A 17,505-nucleotide genomic window follows, 5' to 3' on the forward strand; every position below is an offset into this window, starting at 1 on the left:
TTAAGGCTGTAACCCCTCAACCTCTCGCGGCATGTTCGAGGTGCACCCGGCCATTCGGAAGAGCGGCGTGGGCAGCGCCACGGCAAGGGAAATGCCTTGGGCACGGAGCTCGGCGCGCTGCGTTGGTGTGGTCTCAAGCCACCACCATCCGGGGGCAAGGCGATTCAGAATCCAGGGCGCCTGTGCGAGCATCTGCGCATCGGAGACCTCCCCGGCCCAGACCAAGGTGGGCAGCGGCTCGTCTCGATCGGACTGCACAACAAGCCAGATGGCCGCAAGCACCATGCCCACGGCCAGCAAAAAGCTAATGGCTTGGAGATGGGGCTGGCGTGGCCACATAGAGTCGTTCTGCAATGGGCAGGTGCACCAGCGCCGCAGCCAGTGAGAGTGCCACACTGACCCACCACACGATGTTGTAGGAGCCCGTGGCGGTGTAGAGCACACCGCCCAGCCACACGCCCACGAAGGCGCCCACCTGGTGAGATAGAAACACGAAGCCGAAGAGGGTGGAGAGGTAACGGTTACCGAACATCACGCCGACCAACTGCACGGTGGGCGTGACGGTGGAGAGCCAGAGCAGGCCCATGCCAGCACCAAACAATAGGGCCGAGGTGGTGGAGATGGGCAGCAACAGAAAGAGACTGAAGAGCACGGCCCGAGACAGGTAGATCCAGACAAGCAGCATGCGTCGAGAAATTCGGGTGCTCAGGCTGCCACTCGCATAGCCCCCCACCACATTGAAAAGGCCAATGAGCGCGAGAGACCAGCTCGCCACCTGGGCGGACAAGCCCATGTCGTTCAAGTAGGGCGGCAGGTGCACGCTCACGAAGGCCACATGAAAGCCGCAGACAAAGAAGCCCGCCATGAGCAGCCAGTAGCTGTTGTGGCCGAAGGCCTGGGTGATGGCATCGCGCAGGCTGTGGGCGGTGGATGTGGTGGTCGTGGGTGGGCTGGATGGCGCGTTGGATGGCGTGCCCTCGCCGGCGGCGACCTGTGCAACCTTTTTCTTCTTGGCCCGCAAGGCGAGTGCCAGGGCCGGGGTGGTGGCCATGGCCACGGCCATGATGAGCACGGCCGTGCTCCAGCCATAGGCCTCGATGAACCCTTGGCCAAGTGGCACCACGAGGAACTGACCCAGGCTTGCCGTGGCGATGCACAGGCCCATGGCCCAGGCACGTCGCTCGGGTGGCATGAGCTGTCCGAATGCGGCCAGCACAATGTTGTGACCTGCCCCACTCATGCCCAGCCCAATGAGGATGCCTGTGCTGAGGCTAAAGGAGGTTACATCGGACGACACGGTCATGAGCACGAGGCCCACAGCAAAGAGCACGCCGCCGCCCGCGAGCACCCGCCATGGGCCGTAACGGTCGGCCAGGGCACCAGCAATGGGCTGGCCAATGCCCCAGGCCAGGTTCTGAAGGGCCAGCGCGAATGCAAAGGCCTCGCGGCCAAATCCAAAACTGCCGGGCAGGTCTGGCTTGGAGACGGGGTCCACGAAGAGGCCGAAGCTTGAGCGAATGCCAAAGGCGAGCAGCCCAATGAGGCAGCCGCAGATGAGCAGCAGCCAAAGCGGGCGCGTCATGTTTGAGGAGGGCGCCATGGCCTCGGGGTTCATGCCGTTGGGGCTGGCATCATTGGGTTTGGACATCGGACTCCGCCTTGAAAAATCTCCCGCATCTTGCCTTAGTCTTCAACGCCTTGGTGTGGGGGCTCTCCTGGATTCCCTATAAGTGGATGGAATCCCAGGGTCTCTCGATCCTCTGGGCCACGGCCATTGGCTACCTGCTCTCCACCGCGGTGCTCGGGCTCTTTCAGCCAGCGGTGCTCTCGCGACTGCTGCGGCCACACCCCCTGTGGATGATGGGCCTGTTTTATGGCCTCACCAACACCTGCTTCAACTGGGCGCTGGCCCTGGGCGATGTGGTGCGGGTGGTGCTGCTGTTCTACCTGATGCCGCTGTGGGCTGCGCTCTTTGCGCGCATCATGCTCAACGAGCGCCTCTCGGCCGAGGGCATGGCCCGGCTGGTCTGGGCCTTGGCGGGTGCGGCGGTGGTGCTGGCCTGGCCGGTCCAGGTGGGGCCTGTCGCAGGCGAAGTGGCGGTCAATGCCCACGTGCTCGCCCCACAGCAGGGTGAATTGGTCTGGGTGGCAGACTGTTTGGCCCTGGCTGGTGGCTTGTTCTTTGGATTGGCCAATGTCTACCTGAGACGCTTTGAGGCCGCCACGCAGGCCGAGCGCACGCTCACCATGTTCATGGGCTCCGGCCTGGTGCCCTTGATGGTGCTTCTGGTGTTGGCGCTGGTGCATCAGTTCGTGCTGGGTGGGGAGGGGTCCTTGCCCTCGCTCATGCCGCCCTGGGAGGCCAGCATGGCGGCCTGGGCACTGGTGCCTCTGGTGGCGCTCTTCTTGGGCCTGGCCAATTTCAGTTTGCAGTACGGCGGCTCACGCCTGCCCACGCAGGTCACGGCACTCATCATGCTCTCGGAGATTGTGTTTGCCGCAGTGTCGGCGGCCTTGGTGCTCGGCAAGCAGTTGAGCATGGCCGAGTGGGTGGGTGGGCTAATGATTGTCTCGGCCGCGGTCTGGGCAAGCCTGCGCAGAGGGCGGTAGGCCGTGCCTTTCATCGATCTCGGCATTCACTCCTTCTGGGAGTTTTTGATTGGCACGATCATCATCGTGGTGCTGCCGGGACCGAACTCGCTCTATGTGATCACGGCCTCGGCCAGGCTGGGCGAGCGGGCCGGCTGGCGCGCGGCCTGGGGCATCTTCACCGGCGACACCATTCTGATGGCGGCCACTGCCGCCGGTGCAGCCTCGATGATGACGCTCTTTCCCACGGCATTCACGTTGATGAAGGCGTTGGGGGCGATCTTCCTCGGATGGATTGGACTGCAGTTGTTGCGGGATGGCATGCAGCGCTGGAAGGTTCCAGGCGAGGACACGTCTTCGGTGGAGTGGACGCAGCCCGATGCAGAACGCTCCGCCCCCTTCTGGAAGGCGCTCGGCCTCTCGCTCACCAACCCCAAGGCCATTCTCTTTTTCATTGCCTTCTTCACCCAGTTCGTGCGGGCCGATGCACCATCGGCGGCGATCGCCTACCTCACGCTGGGCGTGGTGGTGCAGGTGGTGAGCCTCTCCTACCTGGCGCTACTCATCTACGCAGGCCTTAAGCTTCAGGGCGCATTCGGGGCGCACCCGCGATGGGCCGCGGTGGGCATTGTCGTGGTGAGCCTGTGCTTCCTGGGCTTTGCGATCTCCATACTGCTGGGCTGAGAGTTCCACTTGGGATGACCCTGCGCTGCGGGCAACACCCTTCGGCTGAGGCCAGGCCGGGCCTCGGGCTCCGGCTCAGGTCATCCGGTGTTCCGCAGCCCCGCCGCAATCCCGTTGATTGAGATGTGAATGCCTCGCTGGGTGCGGGCATCACTCTCGCCTGCGCGGTGCCTGCGAATGAGTTCCACCTGCAGGTGGTTGAGTGGGTCGATGTACGGGAAGCGGTGCCGAATGGAGTCTGCAAGCACTGGATCTTTGGAGAGCCGCTCGCGCGTGCCGGTGAGCAGGTTGAGCGCGCGCTCGGTGCGGGCATGTTCGGCCTCGATGGCCTTGGAGATGCGTTGGGCCAGGCGCTGGTCTGAGACCAGGCTCGCATACCGGCGGGCCAGGTGAAGGTCCACCTTGGCGAGCACCATGTCCACATTCGAGAGCAGGGTCTGGAAGAACGGCCATTCGTTGGCCATCTCGATGAGCAGGCTGCGGTTGGCGCGCATGGCCTTGGGGCTCGCGTCTTGATTTAAGAAGGCATCAATGGCCTGGCCCAGGCCATACCAGCCCGGCAGGTTCACGCGGCTCTGGCCCCAGGAGAAGCCCCAGGGAATGGCGCGCAGGCTCTCGATGGAACGCTTGCCTGGTGCACCCGGCCGGGCTGCAGGCCGAGAGCCAATGTTGAGTGCGGCAATCTCGCTGATCGGCGTGGCCTCAAAGAAGAATTCTGCAAAGCCAGGGGTCTCATAGACCATGGCCCGGTAGGCCCTCTGGCTCTCGCGCGAGAGCATCTCGGCCGCGGCCAGCCAAGGCTCGGGCACGGTGGCACTCGACTGCAGGAGGCTTGCCTCCAGTGTGGCGGCCACCAGGGTCTCGAGGTTGCGCCGGCCCACGGTGGGCTCGGCGTACTTGCTGGTGATGATCTCGCCCTGTTCGGTGAGCCGCAGTTGGCCTGCCACCGTGCCCGGGGCCTGGGCCAATATGGCTGCATAGCTGGGCCCGCCGCCGCGGCCCACGGTGCCACCGCGGCCATGAAAGAGCCTGAGAGACAAGCCACGCTTGTCGGCAAAGAGTGAGACAAGCCGCTGGCTTGCGCGGTAGAGCGACCAGCTGCTCGTGAAGACACCGCCGTCTTTGTTGCTGTCGGAGTAGCCGAGCATGACCTCCTGCTCACCACCCGAGCGCCGCATGAGCGCCTCGATGCCGGGCAGCTCGTAAAAGGCCCGCATGATGGGCTCAGATTCTTCCAGGTCGGCAATGGTCTCGAAGAGCGGCACCACGATGAGGCCGAGCCGGCCATTGCGCAGCGTGCCCGCGAGCAGGCCCACTTCCTTCTGCAGTACCAGCACCTCAAGCAGGTCGCTCACCGTTTCGGTGTGGCTGATGATGCAGTGGCGAATGGCATCGGGCCCAAGGGCATCTCGAACATCGCGCGCCTTCTCAAAGATGGCGAGCTCTCGTTGGGTGCGCTCGCTGTAGGTGGCACGCGGCACGCGAAGGCCACGGGGGTCTGCAAGCACCTCGAGCAGCAGGCTCTGGCGCTCGTGCTCGGGGCGCTGTGCGTAGTCCGTGCACAGGCCTGCGGTCTGCAGGAGTTCGGCCACGGTCTCTTCGTGCACGTCTGAGCTCTGGCGAAGGTCGATGGTGGCTAGGTGAAATCCGAAGGCCTGCACCGCGCGCATCAGGGGCCGCAGCCGCTCATCGGCCAGGCGCGCCCCCTTGTTGCGAATCAGGGCGGCCTCGAGTGTGCGCAGGTCCGCAAGGAAGTCATCGGCACTCGCATAGGGCTCCGAAGGGGGCAGGGCATGCCGCAGGGCCTGGGTGCCCGTGAGCCGCGTGAGCGTGGCGGCCAGGCGAGCATAAAGGCCCACCAAGGCCTGCCGATACGGCTCATCCTGCCGGTGCGGGTTGGCATCGTGGGCGGCCTGGGCGAGTGCTTCGAGGGCCGGGGTGGTGCCCCTGAGCAGGCGTGAGACCGAGAGCTCGGTGCCGAGCAGGTGCACCTCGGTCAGGTAGTACCGCAGCGCCACCTCAGCATGCTTGCGCACGGATTCCTCCAGCGTCTGGGCCGAGACATTGGGGTTGCCATCGCGGTCGCCACCAATCCAATTGCCCATGCGCAAAAAGGCGGGCAGCTTGGCCTCATCGAGCCGCTCGGCGAGCTCTCCCATGATGGCCGGAATCTGGCGCAGGAAGGTGGAGCGGTAGAAGGAGAGTGCGTTCTCGATTTCATCGGCCACGGTGAGCTTGCTGGTGCGCAGCACCCGGGTCTGCCAGAGCTGGGCGATACGGGCCCGCAGGGCGCGCTCGTTCGCTGGAAGCTCGGCGGCCTGCCCCAGGGATTGGTGCCGATGCCGTTGCGCGAGCAGCTCCGCAATGCGGCGCTCGGCATCCATCACGCTCTTGCGCTGCACCTCGGTGGGGTGGGCCGTGAGCACCGGCGAGACCAGCGCCTGCTTGAGCACGGCCAGCAGGGCAGGCTTGCGAATGCCCGCCTGCTTGAACTGAGACAGGCTGTGGGCGAGTGTGCTGGGTGACTGAGCGGCCTGCGCTTCATCGGCCAGTGCATGCGCCTCGCGCAGCCGGGCCTGGTCCTCGGCGATGTTGGCCAGGTGCGAAAAATAACTGAAGGCCCGAATCACGAGCACGGCCTCTTCGGCGCTCAGGCGGTTCAACAGTCGGTTGAGCCGTTGGCCGGCCTTGGCATCGGCATGCCGCCGGAAGGCCACGCTCAGCTGGCGGACCTCTTCCACCAGGGCGAAGGTCTTCTCGCCTTCTTGCTCGCGCAGGGTGTCGCCCAGCAGGCGGCCGAGGAATCGAATGTCGTCTCGCAGGGTGAGGTCGGTGGTGCGCATGCGTGATTCCTTGGTTGGTCGCGACATTAAAAAACTTCGTGGGGGCCAAGCCGTCGCCAGTGGCCCATGGGCAGTGGGCCCAGCGCAATGCGGCCCATGCGAATGCGTTTCAGGCCCACCACCTTCAGGCCCACGAGCTCGCACATGCGACGAATCTGTCGCTTCTTGCCTTCGCGCAAGACAAAGCGCAGCTGCTGCTCGTTCTGCCAGGACACTTTGGCAGGCTTTAAGGGTTTGTCATCGAGCTTGAGGCCGTGTTGCAGGAGGGCGAGGCCCTTGGCATCGAGGCTGCCCTCCACTCGCACGAGGTATTCCTTCTCAATGGCGGAGTCTTCTCCGATGAGCACGCGGGCGATGCGGCCATCTTGTGTGAGCACGAGCAGGCCGGTGGAATCGATGTCCAATCGGCCCGCGGGTGCAAGGCCTCGGGTGGAGAACGGTGCGGGCCTGCGGGGTGGGGCCTTGGGGTCTACCCACTCGCGGTCGGGCGTGATCAGGCTCACCGCGGGCGGGTACTGGCCGTCGTCATCGGCATGCGAGACATAGCCAATGGGCTTGTTCAGTAAGACCGTGAGGCGCTGGGCCTGCTGGAGCTGCGCGCCCTTGGCCAAAGAGACCGTCTGACTGGGGTGGGCCCGGGTGCCGAGCTCGGTGACCGGCTGGCCATCGAGCAGCACAAGGCCTTGTTCAATGTATTGGTCGGCCTCTCGGCGTGAACAGATGCCGCGCTCGGCGAGCAGCTTGGAGACGCGAACGCGGCCGTCCTCGGACATCAGCGGTTCACATCCACCACCAATCGGCCACGCACCTGGCCATCAAGGATTCGGCTGGCCATGGGAATGGCCTCGGCCAGGCCAATCTCGGTGGTCATGGCATCGAGTGCCGCGGGCGAGAGCAGCCGTGCGAGGTCGGCCCAGGCCGCATCGCGTGCAGCACGCGGCTGCGTCACGCTATTGATGCCATAGAGCGTGACGCCTCGAAGGATGAAGGGCGCCACGGTGGCGGGGAAGTCCATGCCTTGGGCCAGGCCACAGGCCGTGACCGCACCAAAGCTTTTGGTGGCCGCGCAGGCATTGGCCAGCGTGTGGCTGCCCACGCTGTCGACCACGCCGGCCCATTGTTCTTTTTGCAGGGGCTTGCCGGGGGCAGACAGGCTCGCCCGATCGATCACGCGGGCCGCACCCAGGCCCATGAGGTAGTCGGTCTCGGTGGCGCGGCCGGTGGAGGCCACAACAGAGAACCCCAAGGCTTTGAGGAGGGCCACGGCCACGCTGCCCAAGCCGCCGGCTGCACCGGTGACCAGCACCTCGCCCTGCGACGGTTCGAGGCCGTGCTTCAAGAGTGCCTGCACGCAGAGCATGGCGGTGTAGCCGGCTGTGCCCACGGCCATGGCCTGGCGGGCCGAGAGCCCTGCGGGCTTGTGAATGAGCCAGTCCCCCTTCACGCGGGCCTCTTGGGCCAGGCCACCCCAGTGCTGCTCGCCCACGCCCCAGCCGTTCAGAATGACCTCATCGCCGGCCTTGAAGTGCGGGTCGTCGCTGTGGATCACGCGGCCGGCAAAGTCGATGCCCGGCACCATGGGGAACTGGCGCACCACGGCGGCGCGGCCCGCCCCGCCGGTGATGGCCAGGCCGTCTTTGAAATTGATGGTGGAGTAGGCCACCTGCACATGCACATCGCCCTCGCCGGTCTGGGGAAGTTGCTCGGAAGAAAGAGACTGCACCGAGGCCAGGGTGGCCTGGGCGTTGCTCGATTCGGCGGGGGGCTTTTCCAACAAGATGGCATTGAACATGGTGGGTGCTTTCATGGGAGGGTGCACGGGGGACACCCCGTAGAATAAGCCAATGAACACACGCGTTTCCTTCGACTTCCCACGCCCGGATGCCGCAGGCAGTGTCTGCACGGCGCAGGCCTGGGCCCGTGTGCCCGACCCAGTGGCTGCCGAGGCGCGTGCGCCCCTGGTCGAGGAGATCAAATCACTGCTGAAGGCCCGTAATGCGGTCTTGGTGGCGCACTACTATGTGGACCCGTTGCTGCAAGACCTGGCCTGGGAGACGGGCGGCTTTGTGGCCGACTCGCTCGAGATGGCCCGCTTTGGCCGCAACCATGCGGCCAGCACCCTGGTGGTGGCGGGCGTTCGGTTCATGGGCGAAACCGCAAAAATTCTCTCGCCCGAGAAGACCGTGCTCATGCCCGACCTCGAGGCCACCTGCTCACTGGACCTTGGCTGTCCCGTGGATGACTTCACCCGCTTTTGCGATGCCCACCCCGATCACACGGTGGTGGTCTATGCCAACACCAGTGCGGCGGTGAAGGCCCGTGCCGATTGGATGGTAACCAGTGGCTGTGCGCTGGCCATCGTGCACGAACTCCACCAGCGCGGTGAGCGCATTCTCTTTGCACCGGACCGGCACCTGGGCCGCTACATTGCAGACCAGACGGGCGCCGACATGCTGCTCTGGGAAGGCCATTGCATTGTTCACGATGAGTTCAAGGCAGCCGAGCTTGCGTCCTTGAAGGCCAAGCATCCGCAGGCCATGGTGCTGGTGCACCCGGAGTCGCCGGCCTCGGTGATTGAACTGGCCGATGTGGTGGGCTCCACGAGCGGCATGATCAAGGCGGTGGTCGAGGGCGTGGCCCAGGAATACATTGTGGCCACCGACCAAGGCATTCTCCACCGCATGCGCCAACTCGCTCCGGGCAAGACCCTGATCGAGGCGCCCACGGCGGGCAACAGTGCCACCTGCAAGAGCTGTGCGCATTGCCCATGGATGGCGATGAACGGCCTGGTGGGCCTGAAGGCCTGTTTGTCTTTTGAGATGGATGCCGCGCGCGCCAACCCTTACGAGGTGCAGGTGGATCCAGCCCTGGGCGTGAAGGCCTCGACCTGCATCACCCGCATGCTGGATTTCACGGCGGCCCATCCCGACAAGCTTGCCAAGGCGCAGCACGGTTTTGTGAAGAACATCGGCGCAGCCTGACATGCTGGCCTTCGACGACAACGAGGGCCTGGAGGCCGCCCGGGCCCGAAATATTCTGGATGCCCTGCGCGAAGACATGGGCCTGCGCGACCACACCGCCCAGCTCGTGCCGGATCGTCCTGTCACCGCGCAGTTGGTGGTGCGAGAGCCTGCCGTGCTCTGCGGCTGCGACTGGTTCGAGGGCTGCCTGCTCGCACTCGATGCCGATGCACAAGTGCACTGGGCCTTCGAGGAGGGCGATGACATGCCGGCCGATGCCGTGGTCTGTCGCATCCAGGCCAAGGCCCGCGCACTGCTCACGGCCGAGAGACCCGCGCTCAATTTTCTGCAGACCCTCTCGGCCACGGCCACGACCACGCGTGCCCATGTGGCAGCGATTCGGGGGGCCAGCCCCAACCCACAGGGATGCCAAGTGCTCGACACGCGCAAGACCCTGCCCGGCCTGCGTCAGGCACAGAAGTATGCCGTGCGTGTGGGCGGTGGCCACAACCAGCGCATGGCGCTGTGGGCGGGCATCTTGATCAAAGAGAACCACATTGCGGCGGCCGGTGGCATTGCGCAGGCGGTCGCTGCTGCACGCGGGCTGGATGCGGGCGTGCCGATTCAGGTGGAGGTGGAGAACCTTGACGAGTGCGAGACGGCCTTGATGGCGGGCGCGGAGCAGGTGCTGGTCGACAACTTCAGCCTGGACGACATGCGCGCGGCGGTGGCCTTGGCGGCCGAGGTGGCGCAGCGCACGGGTCGGCCCCGAGCACAGCTGGAGGCCTCGGGTGGGCTGGACCTCTATGGCCTTCGGGCCGTGGCCGCCACCGGCGTGGACCGCATCTCGGTGGGCCGGCTCACCAAGGATATTAAAGCGGTCGACTACTCCCTTCGCGTCCTTTGATGGGCGTGAGGATGGTGGGGTAGGCTACGGGCCAGGTCTTTGGGTAATCGCGGCTGTAATGCAGGCCGCGGCTCTCCTTGCGCATGAGGGCTGAGCGCACGATGAGCTCGGCGCACTCAAGCAGGTTGCGCAGCTCCAACAGATCGCGTGAGACACGGAAGTTCGCGTAGTACTCCTGCACCTCGTCTTTCAAAAGTTCAATGCGGTGCAGGGCGCGCTCGAGCCGGCGGTTGGTGCGCACAATGCCCACGTAGTTCCACATGAGCAGGCGCAGTTCATCCCAGTTGTGGGAGATGACCACGGCCTCGTCGGCATCCTCCACCTGGGATTCATCCCAGGCGAGCACGGGCTGGTTGTCGATGGGGTCTGCGCGAAGAATGGCCTGGGCGGCATTCTGGCCCACGACCACGCACTCGAGCAGTGAGTTGCTGGCCAGCCGGTTGGCCCCATGCAGGCCGGTGTAGCCGGATTCGCCCACGGCGTAGAGGCCGGGCAGGTCGGTCTGACCATCGAGGTCGGTGACCACGCCGCCGCAGGTGTAGTGGGCCGCAGGCACCACCGGGATGGGCTGGGTGGCGATGTCGATGCCGAGTGCTGCGCACCGCGCATGAATGTTCGGGAAGTGTTCTTTGAGGAAGGCCTCACCAAGCTTGGTCGCATTGAGGTGCACGTAGTCCAGGCCGTGGCGCTTCATTTCGAAGTCGATCGCACGGGCCACGATGTCGCGCGGGGCAAGTTCGGCGCGGGCATCGTGCTGGGGCATGAAGCGGGTGCCGTCGGGCAACTCCAGGGTGGCACCTTCACCGCGCAGGGCCTCGGTGATGAGGAAGCTGCGGTCTTGCGGGTGGTAGAGGCAGGTGGGGTGGAACTGAATGAATTCCATGTTGGCAATGCGACAGCCCGCGCGCCAAGCCATGGCCACGCCATCACCGGTGGCCGTTTCGGGGTTGCTCGTGTAGCGGTAGACCTTGCCCACCCCGCCCGTGGCCAGCACCACGCCGGCTGCGGGCATGGCCTCCACATGGCCGGTCTCGAGGTTTAAGGCATAGAGGCCGTAGCAGGCCTTCGCAGGCTTGGGCGGGCCGACCCTGCGGTGGGCCAGGTGCCTGCGCGTGATGAGGTCGATGGCCATCCAGCCTTCGAGCAGTCGGATGTTTGGGTGGGCGCGGGCTTTGTCGAGCAGCACCTCATGGATGGCCTTGCCGGTGGCATCGGCCGCATGCGCAATGCGCCGATGGCTGTGGCCGCCTTCCTTTACGAGGTGCAGGCCTTCAGGGCCGGTGGGGTCGGTGGTGAAGGGCACGCCGTGGGCCTGCAGCCACCGGATGGCCTGGGCACTGTGCTCGGCAATGTGGCGTGCCACGGGCTCGACCACCAGGCCTGCGCCAGCATCGAGCGTGTCGTTCACATGCGCCTGGATGTCGTCCTTCTCATCGAGCACGCCCACGATGCCGCCCTGGGCCCAGGCGGTGGCCGACTCGGCCAGGCTGCGCTTGGCGAGAATGACCACGGGCTGCTGGTCTGCCAGTTCGAGCGCCACCGTGAGGCCCGCGAGGCCTGAGCCCACGATGAGCAGCGGCAGGCGGTCGCCCGGCTGCGGCGGGGAATAGGGCGTGGTGCTCGAAGGGGCGTGTGGGCTGGAGGACATGGATGCGCGCAGAGGAGGAGGGGTTGCCCGTGGATGCGAAGGCTCCGACCCCGAACCGGGCGGTTCAGGTGGGCGCGGTCAGCCGGGCTTCGGGTTCATCCGACGGTGGGACGATCACGCCCACCCGGCAATTTCCATGCCCTTTGGGTACACATTGGTTCAGAGGAATATGAGGCCTCCGCACCACAGGCGCTTTGAGCATAGGCCTCTGGGCTCAGTCGCGCAACAAGTCCATCAGGCTGTGTCCGGTTGGCGCCACGGCATCGGCACCCCATTCGTCCACGGGTCGGTCGCTCGAGCAAAAGCCAAAGGCCGCCGCGATGTTGTAGCAGCCGGCATTGAAGCCGCTCTGGATGTCGCGGAAGTCGTCGCCCACATAGATCACCCCTTCGGCGGGCAGGCCCATGGCCTTGCAGGCATGGCGAAGCGGTTCGGGGTGGGGCTTGGCATGCGGGGTGGTGTCGCCACTCACGCACACGGCCACGCGGGTGTGAAGGCCAAGGGCCGACACGAGCGGGTTTGTGAAGCGCTCGAACTTGTTGGTGACAATGCCCCAGGGAATGTGGCGCTGCTCGAGGTCTTCGACCACAGCCTCGAGGCCCTCCATGAAGGTGGTGTGGCGGCTCAAGTCTTCTTGGTAGATGTCCAAGAAGCGATTGCGCAGGGCCTCGAAGCGCTCGTCGTTCCACTCGATGCCCAGCGCCTTTTGAATCATGCCGCGCGCACCTTTGGAGGCATAGGGCCGCAGGTCGGAGATGGGCAGCGCGGGCAGGCCAGCATCTTCACGCAGGCGATTGGCCACGCCGCCCAGGTCGGCTGCCGTGTCGAGCAGGGTGCCATCGAGGTCAAAGAGCACGCCGCGCCGAGGCTGGGCGAGCCAGCGCTCGCGCCAATCTGCACGCGGCTTTGGCAGTGGCCAGTCGGCGATCTGCAGGTCGGGGTTGGTGAGGCCTTGCGGGGTCATGCGGCCCGGGCCTGGGCCATGGGCTTGCGACAGGCGAGGATGTAGTTCACATCGGTGTCGGTGGAGAGGGCATAGACCTTGGTGAGCGGGTTGTAGGTCATGCCCACGAGTTCGATCACCTCGAGGCCGGCATCACGAGCCGAGCGTGCGAGTTCTGCGGGCTTGATGAACTTGTCGTAGCTGTGAGTGCCCTTGGGCAGCAGGCGCAGCACATACTCCGCACCCACAATGGCAAAAAGCCAGCTCTTGGGGTTGCGGTTGATGGTGGAAAACACCAGCGTGCCGCCGGGCTTGGCCAGTTGCGCGCAGGCCTGCACCACGGCGTGTGGGTCCGGCACATGCTCGAGCATCTCCATGCAGGTCACGAGGTCGAATTGCTCGGGGGCTTCTTGGGCCATGGCCTCGGTGGACACGATGCGATAGTCCACGGGCACGCCCGATTCACGGCCATGGAGTTGCGCCACCCGAATGGATTTCTCGGCAAGGTCGATGCCCGTGACGTTGGCACCCTTGCGGGCCATGGCCTCGGCAAGAATGCCGCCGCCGCAGCCCACATCAATCACCGTCTTGCCGGCCACGGGGGCCATGCCATCAATCCACTCCAGGCGCAGCGGGTTGATCTCGTGCAGCGGCCGGAACTCGCTGGTGGGGTCCCACCAGCGGCTTGCGAGCGCGCTGAATTTCTCGAGCTCGGCGGGGTCGACGTTCTGGTTCATGAGGTGGTGTGGCCCACAAGCCGCGCCGATGTTCTGGCGCGGGGCTGGGTGATGGTGGTTGGTTTAACGCTTGGCAATGCGGCTGCCGATGACTTCCACGGCCACACGGCGGTTCTGCGCGCGGCCTTCGGCCGTGGCATTGCTGGCCACGGGCTGCAGCTCACCATGGCCCTCGGTCTTGATGAGGTTTGGGGCTACACCCTCTTTTTGAAGGAAGGCCTTCACCGACTGCGCACGACGCTCGGAGAGGGCCTGGTTGTAGGCACGCGGCCCGATGGAATCGGTGTGGCCTTCCACCAAAATTTGCTCGATGGTGATGTCTTTGGCGTTGGCCAGCAATGCACGCAGGGCCTGTTGACCGGCGGAATTGAGCATGGCCTGGTCGAAGCCAAAGAAGCTGTCGGCCTTGAAGGTGACCTTCTGTGGCGCGGGAATGACCTCTGGAATGGTCTGGCCAGCCGGCATGGCACCGGCCGTGGCCGATGCCGGCGCAGGGCTCGCAGCCGACTTGGCCGCCAGGCTGGGCTCGCAATCGGGGGTGGCCAGTGCGGGGGTGAAGAAGCCAGCACGCACGCACTGGCCGCTGCCGTCGCGCACGATCACACCACCAGAGTCTCGCCAGTAGGCCGAGCCTGGCTGCGGCGCGGGTGCCTGGGCGAGCACGAGGCTTGGTGAGAGGCTGGCCGCCAGGGCCAGGAGCAGGGTGGAGCGCGTGGTGTTTTTCATGTCTACCAGTCTAATGGATGGCTGGACGGGTGGGCAGGACTTTCCCAGGGTTCAAAAGGCCTTCTGGGTCAAATGCACGTTTGACGCGCAGCATGAGGTCTTGTTCCGTGCTGGATTTATAAAAGGCGGCCTCGTCTCTGCGCAACTGGCCGAGGCCATGCTCGGCGCTGATGGAGCCCCCGCGGGCCATCACGGCGTCATGCACGATGCGGCGCAGTCGGTCCTCGTGCTCATCTACAAAGGCTTTGAAGCGTTGGTGGCGCTCGGCGCGCGCGAGGCCCTCGGCCCAGGCCAGGGGTGCTGCAAGGTTGAAATGCAGGTTGCCATCGCCCAGGTGCCCAAAGTTGGAGCAGCGCACGCCGGGCAGGGCACGCGCCAGGGCCTGGCTCATCTCTTCGCAGAAGTCCGCAATGCGGGAGATGGGCAGCGAGATGTCGAGTTTGATCTGTGGGCCGTCTTCGGCGGCTGCCAGCGTGATGTGCTCCCGCAGGGCCCAGAAGGATTGTGCCTGCGCGAGTGACTGGGCGAGTGCGGCATCGGCCACCAGGCCTTGTTCGATGGCCTGGGCCAGGGTCTCCTCCAGGCCCTCGGGTGCTTCGAGCAGCACCAAGGCGGCGTTCGGCGAACCCATGCGCAACGGTGTGGCGAGGTCGGGGTAGTGCTGCGCCACGGGCGCGGTGGCCGTGGGGCTCATGAACTCAAAGGCGGTGAGGCTGGCCTGGCTGAAGGCTTGGGCGGCCTGCAGCAGGGCCACGGCGGCACTGGGGCCTTCCAGGCTCACGAGGGCGGTTTGCGTGTGGGCGGGCTGCGGCCACAGGGCCAGGCTTGCGGCCGTGATGATGCCCAGGGTGCCCTCCGACCCGATGAAGAGGTCGCGCAGGTCGTAGCCGGTGTTGTCCTTGCGAAGGCTGCGCAGGCCATTCCAGACCTCACCCTGCGCGGTCACCACTTCCAGGCCTAGGCAGAGTTGGCGTGCGTTGCCATAGCGCAGCACGGCGGTGCCTCCGGCATTGGTGGCGAGGTTGCCGCCGATGGTGGCCGTGCCACGGGCGGTGAGGTCCAATGGAAACATGAGGCCCATGGCCTGCGCGGCCTCTTGAATGGCCTGCAGGCTCACACCCGCCTCAGCGATGAGTGTCTTGTTCGCTGCATCCTTCGCGCGAATGCGGTTCAGGCGGGTGAGGCAGAGCACGAGCTGCTTGCCCGAGGCATCGGGCGTGGCCCCTCCGGAGAGGCCTGTGTTGCCGCCCTGCGGAACGATGGGCACGCGATGTGTGGCCGCGAGCCTCACCAGGGCTGCCACGGCGTCTGTGGTCTCGGGGAAGGCGATGGCCAGTGCGCGGCCGGTGTATCGGCCTCGCCAGTCGGTGAGGTAAGGGGCCTGGTCTTGTGGGTCGGTGATCAGGCCGCGAGGGCCCAGCAAGACATGGGCGGCCTCAAGAAAGGCGGTGGTCACCACCGGGCCCCGAATGCAGAACGAAGTTCGTCAATGGCGGCGTCTGACAAAGACTCGGCCTGCGGCACCGCGAGCGTGAGCCGCGCAGTCTCTTCGAGCTCTTCGAGCACCGCGAGGGTGGCCTCGGGGCTGCTGTGCCAGACAGTGGGCCCGAGCCGCGCGAGCATCACGGCCCGAATGGGATGCCCCGCCTGGCCATGCGCGTTGATGGCCGATTCCACAACCTTCACCACCGAGGCGGCACCGGGCCGGGCATAGGGGATGTGCGGCACATGGCCCACCTTCATGACGAAGTAGGGCGTGACAGGCGGCAAGAAGTCTGGCGGTTCGGTCTGTGCGTCGATGCGCGTGTCGGCCTGCATGTCGGTGGCCTGCGGCTGGCTGCAGAGCAGGAGGCTGCGGGCCACACAGGCATGGCTGTGGGTGTGAAGCACACAGCATGTCTCGGGGTCGAATGCGCGGGCTGTAGCCACGATGGCCTGGTGGAGCGCGATGGTCTTGCTGGGCCGATCGCCGCTCAGGTGTTCACCGGTAAGTGAGACCTTCGAGAGTGCGGCCGGGTCGAGCTGGCCCAGGCAGGCATCGGTGGGGGTGATGAGCACGGCCTCGGGCAGGCGGATGCTGATGTTGCCCACGGTGCCGTGCAGATAGCCCCGTTGATACAGGCGCTCGCCCATGCGGCAGATGGCGTCGCGGGCCTGGGTCTCGTTCATGCGAGTTGGGCGAAGGCCTTCGTGAAGAAGTCTGTGCTGCCGAAGTTGCCAGACTTCAATGCAATGTGCAGCCCGTTGGCATGGCACCAGGGCACACCGGGGTCGATCTGCGGGCCGATCTGCAACTGGTGCAGGCCCAGTGCCTGCACACAGGCGCCGGCCGTCTCACCCCCCGCGACCACCAACTGGCCCACACCGAGCGCAGGCAGGCCTGCGGCAATGGCTGCCATCAAGCCCTCAAGCGCCTCGCCCACCGCCATGGCACCAGACTGTGATTGATGGGCCTTCACGGCATCGGGGCTGCTGGTGCTGTAAATGAGGATGGGCCCGCGGGTGGTGGCGAGCGCATCCTTCGCCCAGGCGAGTGCCTCGTGCGCCACGGGGGCGCCGGCGAGTGCGCGGGGCACATCGATGGCCAAGGCTGGCTGGCCCGTCGTTTGAAAATGGGCCACCTGTTGGTTGCTCGCCACCGAGCAGCTGCCCGAGAGCACCACGGCACGGCCTCGGGCTGGCGGCAGGCTGGCGGCCTGGTCTGCATGGGCGAGTGCATGGTTTTGCGCAAGGCCAATGGCCACGCCGGAGCCCGCCGTGATGAGGGGCAGCCCTTTCAGGGCGGGGCCCAGCGTGATGAGGTCTTCATTGGAGACGGCATCAACCACGGCCAGGCGAATGCCTTCTTTGCGCAGGGCCTGGATGCGTTGCTCGATGGCCTCGGCGCCTGCGGCCACGGTGCGGTGGTCGATGAGACCGACCCGCCCCTGGCACTGGGACTGCAGTACCCGCACGAGGTTGGAGTCCGTCATGGGGGTGAGCGGGTGATGGGCCATGCCGCTCTCGTGCAGGAGTTGGTCGCCCACAAAGAGGTGGCCCTTGAAGACGGTGCGGCCGTTGTCTGGGAAGGCGGGCGTGGCGATCGTGAAGTCGGTCTTTAGTGCGGCCATGAGGGCCTCGGCCACCGGGCCAATATTGCCCGCGGGTGTGCTGTCGAAGGTGGAGCAGTACTTGAAATAGATTTGTTGGGCACCGGCTGCACGCAGCCATTCCAGCGCGGCACACGATTGCGCCACGGCCTCTTGGGCCGGAATGGTGCGCGACTTCAACGCAATCACCACCGCATCGGCTGGGCTTGTGAGCGGCGCGGTGGGCAGGCCGTTGATCTGAATGACCCGAAAGCCGGTGCGCACCAGGTTGTTGGCCAGGTCGGTGGCGCCCGTGAAGTCGTCTGCGATGCAGCCCAGGGCAACAGGCCCGACGGCAGGCGCGCCTGCGCGATGGTCTTGGGGGGCAGCAGTGGCCATC

The 17,505-nt window shown here is 65.7% G+C and carries 16 protein-coding genes and 1 other RNA gene; 4 read left to right on the top strand and 13 right to left on the bottom strand.

The genetic code is table 11. The annotated features are described in order from the left end of the window. Together AC8GDA_RS01630 and AC8GDA_RS01635 are read right to left on the bottom strand one after the other, a co-directional pair. Entirely contained in the window at nucleotides 1–339 is a 339-nt protein-coding gene (locus tag AC8GDA_RS01630; RefSeq protein WP_506556580.1) for a hypothetical protein, read from the bottom strand. After that, nucleotides 305–1,648 (bottom strand): MFS transporter, encoded by a 1,344-nt coding sequence (locus AC8GDA_RS01635; protein WP_506556581.1) that lies wholly within the window; start codon nucleotides 1,646–1,648, stop codon nucleotides 305–307. Before AC8GDA_RS01635 ends, AC8GDA_RS01630 begins: the two co-directional genes overlap by 35 nt. Before the next feature lie 86 nt (nucleotides 1,649–1,734). Here AC8GDA_RS01635 and AC8GDA_RS01640 point away from each other — a divergent pair, with 86 nt between their 5' ends. Next, entirely contained in the window at nucleotides 1,735–2,610 is an 876-nt protein-coding gene (locus AC8GDA_RS01640; RefSeq protein WP_506556582.1) for a DMT family transporter, read from the top strand. Between the two features lie 3 nt (nucleotides 2,611–2,613). Next, nucleotides 2,614–3,273, top strand: a complete 660-nt coding sequence (leuE, locus tag AC8GDA_RS01645; protein ID WP_506556583.1) for a leucine efflux protein LeuE — start codon at nucleotides 2,614–2,616, stop codon at nucleotides 3,271–3,273. A gap of 80 nt (nucleotides 3,274–3,353) precedes the next feature. Here the strand turns inward: leuE and ppc are convergent, their stop codons facing one another. The 3 genes from ppc to acuI are packed head-to-tail and all read right to left on the bottom strand — an operon-like array spanning nucleotide 3,354 to nucleotide 7,908. Next, a complete protein-coding gene (gene ppc, locus AC8GDA_RS01650; protein ID WP_506556584.1) occupies nucleotides 3,354–6,116 on the bottom strand; it encodes a phosphoenolpyruvate carboxylase in 2,763 nt (920 codons plus the stop codon). A 26-nt stretch (nucleotides 6,117–6,142) separates the two neighbouring features. Continuing rightward, the gene (locus AC8GDA_RS01655; RefSeq protein WP_506556585.1) at nucleotides 6,143–6,889 is read right to left on the bottom strand and encodes a pseudouridine synthase; all 747 of its coding nucleotides are present in this window, start codon (nucleotides 6,887–6,889) and stop codon (nucleotides 6,143–6,145) included. Next, on the bottom strand, nucleotides 6,889–7,908 hold the full coding sequence (acuI, locus tag AC8GDA_RS01660) for an acrylyl-CoA reductase (NADPH) (RefSeq protein WP_506557169.1): 1,020 nt from the start codon (nucleotides 7,906–7,908) through the stop codon (nucleotides 6,889–6,891). The genes AC8GDA_RS01655 and acuI overlap by 1 nt, the downstream gene beginning before the upstream one ends. A 52-nt stretch (nucleotides 7,909–7,960) precedes the next feature. On the opposite strand from acuI, the gene nadA reads away from it, so the two are divergent. Both nadA and nadC read left to right on the top strand, forming a co-directional pair. Further along, nucleotides 7,961–9,097, top strand: coding sequence for a quinolinate synthase NadA (gene nadA / locus AC8GDA_RS01665; RefSeq protein WP_506556586.1), 1,137 nt, complete (start codon nucleotides 7,961–7,963; stop codon nucleotides 9,095–9,097). A gap of 1 nt (nucleotide 9,098) precedes the next feature. After that, the gene (gene nadC, locus AC8GDA_RS01670) at nucleotides 9,099–9,983 is read left to right on the top strand and encodes a carboxylating nicotinate-nucleotide diphosphorylase (RefSeq protein WP_506556587.1); all 885 of its coding nucleotides are present in this window, start codon (nucleotides 9,099–9,101) and stop codon (nucleotides 9,981–9,983) included. Here the strand turns inward: nadC and nadB are convergent. The 8 genes from nadB to otnK form a co-directional block, all read right to left on the bottom strand. Beyond that, nucleotides 9,949–11,631: an L-aspartate oxidase gene (gene nadB / locus AC8GDA_RS01675; RefSeq protein ID WP_506556588.1), complete on the bottom strand. Its 1,683-nt coding sequence runs from the start codon at nucleotides 11,629–11,631 to the stop codon at nucleotides 9,949–9,951. The genes nadC and nadB overlap by 35 nt on opposite strands. A gap of 20 nt (nucleotides 11,632–11,651) precedes the next feature. Beyond that, nucleotides 11,652–11,826, bottom strand: a non-coding RNA gene (ssrS, locus tag AC8GDA_RS01680) — 6S RNA. A gap of 19 nt (nucleotides 11,827–11,845) precedes the next feature. Beyond that, nucleotides 11,846–12,595, bottom strand: a complete 750-nt coding sequence (locus tag AC8GDA_RS01685; protein ID WP_506556589.1) for an HAD family hydrolase — start codon at nucleotides 12,593–12,595, stop codon at nucleotides 11,846–11,848. Next, a complete protein-coding gene (ubiG, locus tag AC8GDA_RS01690) occupies nucleotides 12,592–13,311 on the bottom strand; it encodes a bifunctional 2-polyprenyl-6-hydroxyphenol methylase/3-demethylubiquinol 3-O-methyltransferase UbiG (RefSeq protein WP_506556590.1) in 720 nt (239 codons plus the stop codon). Before ubiG ends, AC8GDA_RS01685 begins: the two co-directional genes overlap by 4 nt. A gap of 63 nt (nucleotides 13,312–13,374) precedes the next feature. Continuing rightward, nucleotides 13,375–14,037, bottom strand: a complete 663-nt coding sequence (locus AC8GDA_RS01695; protein WP_506556591.1) for an OmpA family protein — start codon at nucleotides 14,035–14,037, stop codon at nucleotides 13,375–13,377. Between the two features lie 10 nt (nucleotides 14,038–14,047). Beyond that, on the bottom strand, nucleotides 14,048–15,496 hold the full coding sequence (locus tag AC8GDA_RS01700; RefSeq protein ID WP_506556592.1) for an FAD-binding oxidoreductase: 1,449 nt from the start codon (nucleotides 15,494–15,496) through the stop codon (nucleotides 14,048–14,050). Next, on the bottom strand, nucleotides 15,490–16,206 hold the full coding sequence (locus tag AC8GDA_RS01705) for a class II aldolase/adducin family protein (RefSeq protein WP_506556593.1): 717 nt from the start codon (nucleotides 16,204–16,206) through the stop codon (nucleotides 15,490–15,492). The genes AC8GDA_RS01700 and AC8GDA_RS01705 overlap by 7 nt, the downstream gene beginning before the upstream one ends. Further along, a complete protein-coding gene (gene otnK, locus AC8GDA_RS01710; protein WP_506557170.1) occupies nucleotides 16,203–17,504 on the bottom strand; it encodes a 3-oxo-tetronate kinase in 1,302 nt (433 codons plus the stop codon). Before otnK ends, AC8GDA_RS01705 begins: the two co-directional genes overlap by 4 nt. Nucleotide 17,505: the final 1 nt, after the last annotated feature.

The organism is Hahnella aquatica (SeqCode) (assembly GCF_965194505.1).
In the GTDB taxonomy this organism is placed as follows: domain Bacteria; phylum Pseudomonadota; class Gammaproteobacteria; order Burkholderiales; family Burkholderiaceae_A; genus Hahnella; species Hahnella aquatica.